This window comes from Paraburkholderia atlantica (genome assembly GCF_009362785.1).
In the GTDB taxonomy this organism is placed as follows: domain Bacteria; phylum Pseudomonadota; class Gammaproteobacteria; order Burkholderiales; family Burkholderiaceae; genus Paraburkholderia; species Paraburkholderia atlantica.
This window is the reverse complement of sequence record NZ_WHNQ01000024.1, coordinates 71051-83914: the sequence shown is the minus strand read 5'-3', so window position 1 is coordinate 83914 and position 12864 is coordinate 71051. Positions and strand designations below refer to the sequence as shown.

The 12864-nt window shown below is 64.7% G+C and carries 11 protein-coding genes and 3 tRNA genes; 10 read left to right on the top strand and 4 right to left on the bottom strand.

Features of this window, described 5'->3' with window-relative positions:
- Window positions 1–119: 119 nt before the first annotated feature.
- Window positions 120–1313, bottom strand: a complete 1194-nt coding sequence (earP, locus tag GCT19_RS28365) for an elongation factor P maturation arginine rhamnosyltransferase EarP (protein ID WP_152853776.1) — start codon at window positions 1311–1313, stop codon at window positions 120–122.
- Between the two features lie 225 nt (window positions 1314–1538).
- On the opposite strand from earP, the gene uvrC reads away from it, so the two are divergent.
- The 8 genes from uvrC to GCT19_RS28325 all read left to right on the top strand — a co-directional run bounded on the left by uvrC (window position 1539) and on the right by GCT19_RS28325 (window position 7976).
- Window positions 1539–3725, top strand: a complete 2187-nt coding sequence (gene uvrC, locus GCT19_RS28360) for an excinuclease ABC subunit UvrC (RefSeq protein ID WP_152853775.1) — start codon at window positions 1539–1541, stop codon at window positions 3723–3725.
- Window positions 3726–3939: 214 nt separating this feature from the next.
- Complete coding sequence (pgsA, locus tag GCT19_RS28355; protein WP_152853774.1) at window positions 3940–4533, top strand: CDP-diacylglycerol--glycerol-3-phosphate 3-phosphatidyltransferase; 594 nt, start codon at window positions 3940–3942, stop codon at window positions 4531–4533.
- A gap of 197 nt (window positions 4534–4730) precedes the next feature.
- Window positions 4731–4806: transfer RNA gene (locus tag GCT19_RS28350), tRNA-Gly, on the top strand.
- 63 nt (window positions 4807–4869) lie between these two features.
- Window positions 4870–4945 (top strand) — tRNA-Gly (locus GCT19_RS28345).
- Between the two features lie 129 nt (window positions 4946–5074).
- Window positions 5075–5148, top strand: a tRNA-Cys gene (locus tag GCT19_RS28340).
- Between the two features lie 337 nt (window positions 5149–5485).
- Complete coding sequence (locus GCT19_RS28335; protein WP_152853773.1) at window positions 5486–6235, top strand: TraB/GumN family protein; 750 nt, start codon at window positions 5486–5488, stop codon at window positions 6233–6235.
- Window positions 6236–6376: 141 nt separating this feature from the next.
- Entirely contained in the window at window positions 6377–7357 is a 981-nt protein-coding gene (locus tag GCT19_RS28330; protein ID WP_152853772.1) for a sensor domain-containing diguanylate cyclase, read from the top strand.
- A gap of 118 nt (window positions 7358–7475) precedes the next feature.
- The gene (locus GCT19_RS28325) at window positions 7476–7976 is read left to right on the top strand and encodes a GNAT family N-acetyltransferase (RefSeq protein ID WP_018433436.1); all 501 of its coding nucleotides are present in this window, start codon (window positions 7476–7478) and stop codon (window positions 7974–7976) included.
- 11 nt (window positions 7977–7987) lie between these two features.
- Here the strand turns inward: GCT19_RS28325 and GCT19_RS28320 are convergent, their stop codons facing one another.
- From GCT19_RS28320 to GCT19_RS28310, 3 genes are read right to left on the bottom strand one after another with little or no spacing between them, the layout of a single operon-like run.
- Entirely contained in the window at window positions 7988–8872 is an 885-nt protein-coding gene (locus GCT19_RS28320; protein WP_013090031.1) for a cytochrome c oxidase assembly protein, read from the bottom strand.
- A gap of 39 nt (window positions 8873–8911) precedes the next feature.
- Window positions 8912–9373 carry a copper chaperone PCu(A)C gene (locus GCT19_RS28315; protein ID WP_018433437.1) on the bottom strand — a complete coding sequence of 154 codons (462 nt, stop codon included), beginning with the start codon at window positions 9371–9373 and terminating at the stop codon, window positions 8912–8914.
- Between the two features lie 29 nt (window positions 9374–9402).
- Entirely contained in the window at window positions 9403–10137 is a 735-nt protein-coding gene (locus GCT19_RS28310; RefSeq protein WP_408582399.1) for an SCO family protein, read from the bottom strand.
- A 366-nt stretch (window positions 10138–10503) separates the two neighbouring features.
- Between GCT19_RS28310 and otsB the strand changes: the two genes are divergently transcribed.
- Together otsB and otsA are read left to right on the top strand one after the other, a co-directional pair.
- Entirely contained in the window at window positions 10504–11253 is a 750-nt protein-coding gene (gene otsB / locus GCT19_RS28305) for a trehalose-phosphatase (RefSeq protein WP_008919323.1), read from the top strand.
- Between the two features lie 52 nt (window positions 11254–11305).
- Window positions 11306–12784, top strand: coding sequence for an alpha,alpha-trehalose-phosphate synthase (UDP-forming) (otsA, locus tag GCT19_RS28300; protein ID WP_013090027.1), 1479 nt, complete (start codon window positions 11306–11308; stop codon window positions 12782–12784).
- Window positions 12785–12864: the final 80 nt, after the last annotated feature.

The following is a 12864-nucleotide window of genomic DNA, read 5'->3' as shown; positions in this document are numbered from 1 at the left end:
GCCCGACCAGGAGATGGGGCCACATTCTGTGTTTTTCGACGGGACCGGTCAGACGGGCTGACCATGGGGTTGTTGCTCGAATCGGGCCGCGCTTGCGTCGTCGGCCGTTGGATAACCGCTTATTTTAACTGAGTTTTTGCGAACGAGGTCAGATTTCCGGCGAGATCGCCGACTTGCGCGAGTTCGACCGCCCAGGCGGCAGCGCGCCGCTTAAGCGCCGGATAATGGCGCTGGAATTCCGCCCAGTCCGGCCGACCCGCGCCGTTCCACGCGTGCCAGAAACGCCCGAGCGCGGCGCGTGCGTCCCTGGACAGCGTGCGCGTGTAGTGTGCGAGTGCGGCGTCGAGCTTTGGCAGATGGGCGTCGTCGGCCTGCGGATAGATGTGCCAGACGAATGGCTTGGCGGCCCACTGCGCGCGCACGAACGAGTCCTCGCCGCGGACGAAATTGATGTCGCTCGCCCATAGCAGTGCGTCGTAGCCCGGCTGTTCGGTGAAGGCGAGTGCGTGCGCGCTGAGGTTGCCGCGCGTCGCATGGGTGCCCGCTGCAAACGACGGGAGGCCGAAAAAACGCGCGAGCGCGCCGGAAATGCGTCCTTCGGGCACCAGCAGCACGATCGGGCTCGCGCTGTCGCGCCATTGTTCGAGCAGACTGTCGACCGCCGGGTTTTCGTATGCGAACAGCGACACGACGGTCGCGTCGGCGGGCGGGGGCGCGTGGCCCGTCACGTTGCGCCACCAGTCGGTGCGCGCGGCCAGCGAGCCTTCGAACGCGGCGCGCGCCGCGTCGAGATCGCGCTCCTTCAAGACGCCACCAGTGCCGGGGCCGAGGCCGGGAAAAAAGAAGATCTTGCTTAGCGGGTAGCGTGGATGCGGCGACGGCCGCAAGTGAAAATCGGCGATCCAGTCCTCGGCGCTTAGATATTCGAGGTTGAACCACAGCGGCGCGCGAGCTCGCTCGGCCATCGCCGTGATATAGACGGGCGGCAGTTCGCAGCCGAACGCCTCGATCACGACGTCGGCGACTTCGAGCGTATCGCCCGCATGGGACGGCTCGCGCCAATGCTCGATGACAATGCCGTCGAGCGTCTGCCGCGCAGGCTCGAGCACGAGCGACGGGCACAGCTTCTTGAACGAGTGCAGATCGTCGACGAACACGCGCACCTCCCAGCCATGCTCGTGCGCGAGTTGGCGCGCGAGGCGCCAGCACACGCCGATGTCGCCAAAGTTGTCGATCACCGCGCAGAAGATATCGCAGGCGATCGGGTTGGCGGGGGTAGCGGGTGATCCGGAATCGGGCGCGATGGCGGACATGGCGGCTCAGCTGGCTCAGTGACTCCGGCGACCCGGAGCGGGTTCGAACGAACGCGGAATGTTCTAAACTGGCGATTCTAAAGCCTCGCTCGCGATCGCGCGCGCCGTTTGCCCGCCACGCGGGCCGCATGGCGCGACACGCGATGCCGGCCACCCGCCGGCAAATCGGCGCAATCGGTGCAAACTGCGAGGCAGCGCGAGACAGTCCCACCCAATCGATCCCGCATGACCGAACCCGAAGCAACCGACGCCCCCGACACCTTCGAGCCAAAAAAAGTGCTCGCCCAACTGCCGCATCTGCCCGGCGTCTACCGCTATTACGACACGAGCGGCGTGGTGCTCTACGTCGGCAAGGCGCGCGATCTGAAGAAGCGCGTATCGAGCTACTTCACGAAGACGCAGCTGTCGCCGCGTATCGCGATGATGGTCACGCGCATCGCGCGCATCGAGACGACGGTCACGCGTTCCGAGGCCGAGGCGCTGCTGCTCGAAAACAACCTGATCAAGGCGCTCACGCCGCGGTACAACATCCTGTTTCGCGACGACAAGTCGTACCCGTACTTGAAGCTGACCGGTCACAAGTTTCCGCGCATGGCCTATTACCGCGGCTCGGTCGATCGCAAGAACCAGTACTTCGGTCCCTTCCCGAGCGCGTGGGCGGTGCGCGAGAGCATCCAGATCCTGCAGCGCGTGTTCCAGCTGCGCACCTGCGAAGACTCGGTGTTCAACAACCGCACCCGGCCGTGTCTGCTGCATCAGATCGGCCGCTGCACGGCGCCGTGCGTCGCGAATATCAGCGAAGAGGACTACGCGCGCGACGTCGCCAACGCGTCGCGCTTCCTGCTCGGCCGCCAGGGCGAGGTGATGAAGGAGCTCGAGCAGAAGATGCACGCGTTCGCGAGCGAGCTGAAATTCGAGCAGGCCGCGGCGGTGCGCAACCAGATGAGCTCGCTGTCGACGGTGCTGCATCAGCAGGCGATCGAAGTCGGCAGCGATAGCGACGTCGACATTCTCGCGGTGGTCGCGCTAGGCGGCCGCGTGTGCGTAAATCTCGCGATGGTGCGCGGCGGGCGGCATCTCGGCGACAAGGCATACTTTCCCACGCACGTGGAGAGCGCGTTGACGGCGGAGGAAGGCGGGCTCGAAGAAGACGGCGATCAGGGCGATGCAGCGGCGGATGCGCGGGTGGTCGCGCCGTCGGCCGAAGCGGCGAGGGCCACCGCCGATGCGCTCGCGATCGCGCAGGACATGCCATCAGAAGACGAAGACACCGATGGTAGTGACGAAGAAGCGCTCGACGAGGCTACCGAAGCTACCGCGGACGCCATCAGCGACGAAGGCGTGGACGAAGGCCCCGACGGGAACCCGGAATCCGGCCCGGCGGCAAAGGGCCGCAAAGGCCGCGCGCCCGGCGGCGTCGAATCCGAGGTGCTCGAAGCGTTCATCGCGCAGCATTACCTCGGCAATCGCGTGCCGCCGGTGCTGGTGGTCAGCCACGCGCCGGCGCGCGAACTCATCGACGTGTTGATCGAGCAGGCGGGCCACAAGGTGAGCGTGCTGCGCCAACCGCAGGGACAGCGGCGCGCGTGGCTTGCGATGGCCGAGCAGAATGCGCGGCTCGCGCTCGCGCGGCTGCTCTCCGAGCAGGGTTCGCAGCAGGCGCGCACACGCGCGCTGACCGACACGCTCGGCATGGAGTGCGACGACCTCGCGCATCTGCGCATCGAGTGCTTCGACATCAGTCACACGATGGGCGAGGCGACGCAGGCGTCGTGCGTCGTCTATCACCATCACAAGATGCAGTCGTCCGAGTATCGGCGCTACAACATCACCGGCATCACGCCCGGTGACGATTACGCCGCGATGCGCCAGGTGCTCACGCGCCGCTACGAGAAGATGGTCGCGCAAGCCGCCGCGAATGCGAGCGACGAAGCCGCCGAATCGCAAAGCGACGCGGCCGGCGGCGTGCTGCCGACCATCGTGCTGATCGACGGCGGCAAGGGGCAGGTCGAGATCGCGCGGCAGGTGTTCACGGAGTTGGGGCTCGATACCGGCATGCTGGTCGGCGTCGCGAAGGGGGAGGGGCGCAAGGTCGGTCTCGAGACGTTGATTTTTGCGGACGGCCGCACGCCGCTCGAACTCGGCAAGGAAAGCGCCGCGCTGATGCTGGTCGCGCAGATCCGCGACGAAGCGCACCGCTTCGCGATCACCGGCATGCGCGCCAAGCGCGGCAAGACGCGCCAGACCTCGCGGCTCGAAGAACTCGAAGGCGTGGGGGCGAAGCGGCGTCAGCGCCTGCTGGCGCGCTTTGGCGGCTTGCGCGGTGTGGTGGCGGCGAGCGTCGAGGATCTCGCGAGCGTCGAAGGTATTTCGCAGGCGCTTGCCGAGCAGATCTACCGGCAACTGCATTGAATCGACGGGCCGCGTTGCGCTGTTATCGGCACGACGGCTCGCCGGAGCTGGCGCGTCGCGCAGCGGATGCGCCGGCTGGCGCAGCGTCAGCGACCACGCGCCGGGCGCGGCCCGCTTGCCGTTCCCACCTGGCCATGCCCGGGTCGCTTGCTTGTGGCAGGCCTTGTGACACGGCACAATTGCAACTCACTCGTCAGACGCTGCGCCTGCCCCCATGCCGTTTAATTTCCCGATATTCCTGACCTGGCTGCGGATCGTGCTGATTCCGCTTGTCGTCGGCGTGTTCTATTTGCCTGACATGATGATGAGTCCCGCGCACCGCAATCTCGCGGCCGCGACGATCTTCATCCTGGCGGCGCTCACCGACTGGTTCGACGGCTTTCTGGCCCGTAAATGGAATCAGACCTCGGCATTCGGCGCGTTTCTCGATCCGGTCGCCGACAAGCTGATGGTGACCGCGGCGCTGCTCGTACTCGTGCAGCTCACGCGGATCGATTCGGCGATCGCGCTCGTGATCGTCGGACGCGAAATCGCGATCTCGGCGCTGCGCGAATGGATGGCGCAGATCGGCGCGTCGAAGAGCGTCGCGGTGAATTCGCTCGGCAAGTTCAAGACCGCTTGTCAGATGGTCGCGATTCCGATGCTGCTGTTTTATGGTCCGCTGCCCCTCGGCGGCGGCGTGACGGTCGACACGCGCGTTTGGGGCCTGTGGCTGATCTATCTGGCCGCGTTCCTGACGATCTGGTCGATGCTGTACTACATGAAGCTCGCGTGGCCGCAGATTCGCGAGCGCGGTGGCGTAGCGTGATGGTGGAACAGAAGGCGCGCGGGTGCGTAAATGTGTGTTCGAACCCCGCGCCACTACGAGCGAAATATTTTCTTTAAGGCAGATGGTCAAAAGGGGTTGACACGTTTCAGTCGATTCTCCATAATCTCGTTTCTCCGATGCACGCAACGCGAAACACCGGAGACGCAGTAAAGCAGTAGCAGTAAATGCAATACGACGCGGGAATAGCTCAGTTGGTAGAGCGCAACCTTGCCAAGGTTGAGGTCGCGAGTTCGAGCCTCGTTTCCCGCTCCAGTTTTCGAAGCATCGCGTTGTTTGGCGAAGTAAAAAACGCAGCGCGGTGTGAAGCAGTTCAATGCGGGAGTAGCTCAGTTGGTAGAGCGCAACCTTGCCAAGGTTGAGGTCGCGAGTTCGAGCCTCGTCTCCCGCTCCATACATAAGGGGAAGCAACGCTTCCCTTTTTGTTTGGAAGGCCGGTCGTTCTGAACTTTCCAGAGCTTCGGTTCTTCTGGTGATCACCAGATAAATCTGCGAACCCGTGTCTAGGTTCCAGTCCGCTTGCGGCGCGATAGCAAAGCGGTTATGCAGCGGCCTGCAAAGCCGTTTAGGCCGGTTCGACTCCGGCTCGCGCCTCCAGTCTTTGATGCAAAGCGAAAGCCCCGACTTGTCGGGGCTTTTCTTTTTTCTGTTCCTCACTGGTAAAACAAAGATAGTCGGTCGTGCTACCTCGGAGCATGCTGTCGGCTACCCATGCGCGAATGGCCTGCAACGCGGGCAATAATCCGCGTTCAGGCGTTTGATGTGCGATTGCATCGCTATCATCCCGTTTGATTCCGGCTCACGCGTGAGCAGCGCATCCCGATTAACGTCGTGTCCGGCATGCGGAGAAAAGGGACAACCCACGCCCGCACGCCGCATCGGGATCGGACGATAGAATCACAGCATCGTCATTGCCTGATTTCATTGAAGTCGCATGTATTTCCAACTCACTGGCACCCGGATCCGCTTGCTCGGCTCGATGCATCTGTTTCCCGCGACGAGCCGTCGAACGCCACCATGGATCGCCGAGGCCTTCGATTGGGCTGACACGCTCGTACTAGAGTCCGACCCAGCGACGATCCTCCCGTTTCTAAAAGCCGACGCACACGCCGATGCCGCACAACTGCGGCCCATGATGCGCGACGAAGCCTGGACGCAACTCCAGGCGCTATGGCCAACCGATGGTCTGCTCGCGCCACTTGAAACACTGCGACCGTGGGCCGCGCTGATCGTCGCGCCGACGCTGCTGCAGCAGGTCGTCGAGGGTGTCGAGCCGCGCATGTTGCGCTCTGCGATCGGGCAGGCGAAGCCGTATCGCTATCTCGAGTCCGCGCAGGACGTCGCAGCCACGCTCGAATCGATTCCACTCGAAGCCATTGCCGCCGCGCTCGACATGCTGATGGCCGATCGCAGCGAGCCGCAGCGTACGCTCGAACGGATGCACGCGGCGTGGCTGGAGGGCGATCTGCATGCGATACAGCAGATCGCCGTCGAATCGCCGATGTTCAATCTGCCCGGCATCCGTCAGGCGATCCTCGACGTCCGCAATCGTGCATGGGCCGCACGGCTGAACGAGTTGCTGGACGTGCGCGATCGCACGCTGGTGGTCGTCGGCGCGCTGCATCTGTGTGGCCCCGACAATCTGGCCGAATGTCTCGCGCGACCGGTGCAAGCGGTGTTCTGAGTGCTTGCGCGGATCTCGCGACTGTACACAGCCGTGTCGATCGCCCGGACGACTCGCCATTCCCTCAATTCCACGCATCGGAATGCCGCTATACACTAATCCTTACCACCTAGAACATCCGACGCCCGACGACTTCACTTCATGCTTGTCCCTCCGACCCCCAGCACTGAAAGCGCCCGTCTCGACGGATTGCACGCACTGCATATTCTCGACACGCCGCCGGAAGAGCGCTTCGATCGCCTGACCCGCCTCGCGCGACGGCTGTTCGGCGTACCGATTGCCGTCGTCAGTCTCGTCGATGCGAACCGGCAGTGGTTCAAATCGTGCATCGGCCTCGCGGCGAGCGAGACCTCGCGCGACGTGTCGTTTTGCGCGCACGCCATTCTCGGCGACGATATTTTCATGGTGCCCGACACGCTCGCCGACCCGCGCTTCAACGACAATCCGTTCGTCACCGACGAGCCGCACATCCGCTTCTACGCAGGCTGTCCGCTGCAGGTCGCGAACGGTGGCAAGGTCGGCACGCTGTGCCTGCTCGACACGAAGCCGCGCATGCTCGATGACGAAGATCGCGCGTTGCTGCGCGACCTCGCGCGCATGGCCGAACAGGAACTCGCCGCGATCCAGCTGGCCACGCTCGACGACCTGACGCTGCTGTCGAACCGGCGCGGTTTCGAAGTGCTCGCGCAACATGCGCTGAACGTTTGTAGGCGCATGGACAAGCCGGCCTCACTGCTGTTCTTCGATCTGAACGACTTCAAGCAGATCAACGACACGCTCGGACACGCCGAGGGCGACCGCGCGCTGCAAACCTTCGCCGAAGTGCTGCGTACCGCGCTGCGCGAAAGCGACGTGATCGGACGGCTCGGCGGCGACGAGTTCGTCGCGCTGCTGACCGGCGCGAGCCACGCTGAGACGCATCAGGTGACGCAGCGTCTCGAGGACCTCCTTGACCAGCGCAATGCAGAGCTGCTGCGCGGCTATCAGATCCACTTCAGCGTCGGCCAGGTGACGTACGAGCCGACGCGCCACGGCACGGTCGCCGAACTGCTCGCCGCGGCCGATGCGGCGATGTATAGCCACAAGCAGGCGTCGAAGGCGCGCTCCGCGCAACGGCACTGACGGGCGGCCGACTCTCGGCCAATCTCCCGGCGACCCGCGCGGTGGCCCAACACAGGCACGCGCGGCATAATTGCGGATCGTTGCCCGCGCTGTCGCGCACTGACCCTGAAACCTACCGATGACTGATTTGCAGCACACCGCCGCCGCGCGGCTCGCCCAACTCGAATGGCGTTGGAAGCCGTTTGCGGACCTCACGAGCGTCGAAGTGTATGAGATGCTGGCCGCCCGCAGCGCGGTGTTCGTCGTCGAACAGAACTGCGTGTATGGCGATATCGATGGGCTCGACGTCGAAGCCTGGCATCTGCTTGCGTATGGCACCGGTGGCGAAGCGGCGCTGCCGCCGTTGGCCGGCTATCTGCGCGTGTTGTTGCCCGATGCGACGGATGCCGACGTACGCATCGGCCGGGTGTTGACCACCGCGTCGTTTCGCGGCATCGGTCTCGGTAATGCAATGCTCGAACGCTCGCTCGTGCATATCCGCGCGCAGTGGCCCGATACCCCAATCCGTCTGCACGCGCAGGCGCATCTGCAAGGCTTTTACGGTGCGTTCGGCTTCGAGCCGGTCTCGGAGATTCACGACGAAGACGGCATCCCGCATGTGTGGATGCGCTCGCTCTGAACGCGCGCGGGTCAGCGATTTCCGTGCGCGGTCGTCGACGCCGCATGCGTGAGCCCGCGCGCCGCTTTCACACGACGCTCGGCGCGCAGGCGTCCGCGCGCCGACAGCCGCATCCAGTGACGCAGCGCGATCAGCGCGCCGACCACACTCATCATCGAACCCGGAATCCATAGCAGCAGCCCGCCGATCTGCTGATCGCGCATCGGGCTCAGCCATGTGAACGCGCGGCCGCAAATCGAATAGATCGGATACAGCTCGTGCGGCGTGAAGAAGATGAACGCGCCGAGGATGATCTGTGGCGGAATCGCCGCGATCACGACGAGCACGCGCTTGCCAGGCGACAGACGCGCGGGCGGCGCCGGACGCGGATCGAGCACGAGCCACCAGAACAGCAGGCCGTCGATCGCCATGCTCCAGTTCATTACGCGATAGATCCGCCAGTCGAGCATCGCGACGAAATGGATCGGCGACAGCAGCCAGAAATAGATCAGCCCGACGAATAGCGTGACCGCCACGACCGGGTGCATGACCACGTCGAGCACCCCGCGTACGAGCGGAGTTTGCAGCGCGGGCCGCACGAAGCGTTGTCGCCAGCGCGGTGGAATTCCCGCGCGCAACGCCGCGCCCGGATACGACAGCGCAATGAAGAACGGCCCGAGATGATGCAGCACCAGATGCTGCAATCGATGCATGAAAAACTCATGCTCGAAGAAATAATCGAGCCGCGTATGCAGCACGACATACAGCGCGACCAGCCCGAACCAGAACGACAGACGCCGCGCGACCGACAGCCGCGCCTTGCGCGCGCCGCGCACGAACAGGATCGCGGGAATCAGCAAGCCGATCACGACCGTCGGCGAAAACTCCCAGGGGTCGAGCCAGTAGAGCAGGTTCATGGCGATCGCGTGTGCGGTGGCGGCGGCCCGTGTTGCCGCCTACTTGGCCTGGCCCGGCGCTTTGACCGCGAACGGCGCGCTCAGCGTTTCGCCGTCGGAGAACTTCAGCGTCAGATGCACGGTATCGCCCGGCGCGACCTTGTGCTTCGCGTCCTCGAGCATCAGGTGATAGCCGCCCGGCGTGATCGCGACCTGACCATGCGCGGGCACCGTCAGCTTGTCGACCATCACCATCTTCTGGGTGGAACCGTTCGATACGGTTTGATGCAGCATTGCGTCACCGTAGTCGTCGCTCGATACGTCAACGAGGTCGATCGGTTTGTCGCTCGCGTTGACGAGCGTCGCATAGCCAGCCGCGGGCAGGTTGTTCGGCAGCCAGCGAACCCACGCGTCCTTGATGCTGATCGCGTGAGCATCGGCCGCGTGCGCGGCCGATGCGACGCCGAAAGACAGCACGAGCGCGCCGGCGAGGGAAGCGAATGGTTTGAGCTTGATCGTCATGATGGGATGGAGTGGGATCAAAAGAAGAATCAGGATTGGTCGTCGATGATGCGGCGCAGATCCTGCGCAATCGCATCGGGCGTGTCGTGATCGGTGGCGAGCAGGCGCGCGCGGCCCTGGCTGTCGAACACATAGACGGCGGAGCTGTGCGTGACCTCGTAGTTGCCGTTCGGGTCGCGCTTTTCCATCTGATACGCAACACGATAGCGCTTCGCCAGCGACTCGATCTGCCAGTCGGTGCCGGTCAGCCCTTCGGCGTGCTTTGCGTCGAACGCACCGACATAGTCGTGCAAGGCCCGCGGCGTGTCGCGCGCGGGATCGACGGTGATGAACAGGATGCGCACTTTCTGCGCCTCGGGGCCGAGCTTGCCCAGCACCTGCATCAGACGTCCCATCGTTTCGGGGCAGACGTCCGGGCAATGCGTGTAGCCGAAGTAGACCAGCGACGTGCGGCCCTTGAACGAAGCGGCGTTGACGGGCCGGCCGGTGTCGTCGGTCAACGTAAAGTCCAGATCCGGGAGGTGCCCGGTCACATTCGTTAACCGCCACGGCTCGGCGCGCTGCGTGCAACCGGTCACTGTGGCGAGCGCGACCAGCGTACCCAACGCCGCTGCCGCCGCAAACCGGCGTGCCACCCGGCGCTTCGACCGGGGCATGGGCCGGTCGCGTCGTGAGCGGGACAGCTTTGGCTGCGGGCGCCGGGGTGCGAAGATCGGGAACAAAGCAGGGTTCAATGACTCGATTGAAGAGCAGGCAACGCGAATCGATGGAGCAAGAAGGCGCACCGTCGCCCGGTCATGCCGCGCGAGATTCGCGCGCGACACGCGATTGAGCGACAGCGTGCAACGATGTCCGTCACGCCGACGATCCGCGTGGCAGCGACTGTAGCGCAAAATTGGCGCCAGCGTCGCGCGGCGCGCCGGGCGCACGATTTGCGAGGCAATTTGACGCAGCAGGCTGAAAGTCTGGTGAAGTTCGATCGTTGCGCTTCTGAATGCAATCACCGCGAGCGAGCGGGCAAACGGCCCGCCGCGCTTGAGTCCCGGCTTACTTTCTCGAAAAATTGACCGATGCGCGGTAAGATGCGCACACTTTTCCGGCCCCAGATGGCTGAAAGGCGAACCCAGGCAATGCAAGCACTTCCGGCTGTTCTGTCTCCGAGCGAGACGGCATTTTTCTTCGACTTCGATGGCACGCTCGTCGAACTCGCCCCCACGCCGGACGGCGTGCTCGTGCAGCCGCGCGTGATCGACCTGCTGCGCGAACTGCGCAGTCTGACGAATGGCGCGGTCGCGGTGGTGTCGGGGCGCGGCATCGACAGCATCGACAGTTTTCTCGGCATGCCCGATTTGCCGGTCGCCGGTCTGCACGGCGCCGAGCGGCGCGATGCGAATGGCGACACGCAGCGCATCGGCTTTCACGACCAGCGCCTGTTGCGCATGGAGCAGGTGCTCGCGCAGGTCGTCAACGAGCACCCGGGCATGCTGCTCGAGATCAAGGGCGCGGCGCTCGCGCTGCACTACCGCAATGCGCCGGACCGCGAGCCGGTCGCGCGCGAGGCAACCGAGCGGCTCGTCGCCGATTACCCCACGTCGTACGTACTGCAGCCCGGCAAGATGGTCTACGAGATCAAGCCGAAGGACGTCGACAAGGGTCGCGCGACGCGCGCGTTCCTCGACGAGCTGCCGTTCACCGGCCGCACGCCTGTGTTCGCCGGCGACGATCTGACCGACGAGAAGGGCTTCGCGGTCGTCAACGAACGTGGCGGTCTGTCGATCAAGGTTGGCGCGGGCGAAACGATGGCGCGCACGCGCGTCGAGTCGGTGTCGTCACTGCTCGACTGGCTCGAAACGATTGTCGCGGCGGCGCGCGGCGCATGACGCCGGCGCCTCGTTCAACGAAAACAACATACTGCATCGGGAATCGCGCTTCATGAGCCGACTGATCATTGTTTCGAACCGGGTGGCGCCCATTTCGGAGGGCGGCCCGGCGGCGGGCGGTCTGGCGGTCGGCGTGTACGACGCGCTGAAGGAGACCGGCGGCATGTGGTTCGGCTGGAGCGGCGACGTGCTCAGCTCCGGCCAGCCGCAAATCAAGCTCGAAGAGCGCGGTCCGGTCACCTTCGCGACCGTCCCGTTGATGCGCCGGGATTACGACCAGTACTATCGCGGTTTCTCGAACGCGACGCTGTGGCCCGCGTTCCACTATCGATCCGACCTGCTGCATTACGACCGGCACGACTTCGAAGGCTACTGCCGCGTCAACGCGTGGCTCGCGCAGCAACTCGTGCCGCTCCTGCGCGAAGACGACGTGATCTGGGTGCACGACTATCATCTGATCCCGTTCGCGCAGGCGCTGCGCTCCGCAGGCGTGAAGAACCGCATCGGCTTTTTCCTGCACATTCCGTTTCCGGCCGCGCAAGTGCTGCTGACGGTGCCGCCGCATCGCGAGCTCGTCGAGGCGCTGTGTTCGTTCGACTTGCTCGGCTTCCAGACCGGCCCCGATCTGCGTGCGTTCTGCGACTACGTGATCAACGAGGCGGGCGGCTCGATCGACGCATCGCCGAAAGGTCCGCTCACCGTGCATGCGTTCGGCCGCACGCTGCGCGCGTCGGCATATCCGATCGGCGTCTATCCGGACGAGATCGCCGAGCTCGCGAAGGCGGGCGAGCGCGGCAAGCCGGTGCGCACGATGAAGGCGACGCTACATTCGCGCAAGCTGATCATGAGCGTCGACCGGCTCGATTATTCGAAGGGGCTGGTCGAGCGATTCCGCGCGTTCGAGCGCCTGCTCGAGCATACGGCCGCGCAGCGCAACAAGGTGTCGTTCCTGCAGATCGCGCCGCCGACGCGCGCCGACTTGCACGCATATCAGGACATCCGGCTGCAGCTCGAAGGCGAGTCGGGACGGATCAACGGCCGCTTTGCCGAGCTGGACTGGACGCCGATTCTGTATATCCACAAGCAGTACGAGCGCTCGGTGCTGGCGGCGCTGTTCCGTACCGCGCACGTCGGCTATGTGACGCCGCTGCGCGACGGCATGAATCTCGTGGCGAAGGAATACGTGTCGGCGCAGGATCCGGAAAATCCCGGCGTGCTGGTGCTGTCGCGCTTCGCCGGCGCGGCGCAGGAGCTCGATGGTGCGCTGATCGTCAATCCGGTCGACATCGACGGTATGGCCGAAGCGCTGGCGCAGGCGCTCGACATGCCGCTCGCCGAGCGCCAGGCGCGCTATCGCGACATGATGGCGCAGCTGCGCGAGAACAACGTGTCGGTGTGGCGCGATAACTTCATGCGCGATCTGGCGGGCCTCGGTGGCGCGAAGCGCGCTAGAAGCGGGAAGGCGCCCGCGGCCACGGGTGCGGCTCGCGCCGGGCGGAAGAGGGCGGCGCGCGAGAGCGTGACCGGCTAAGCTAGCCGCAAAGCCAGATAGCAAAAAGCCGCTCCTTGGAGCGGCTTTTTGCATGCGACGCGCAGCGCGCCTGAACTCTG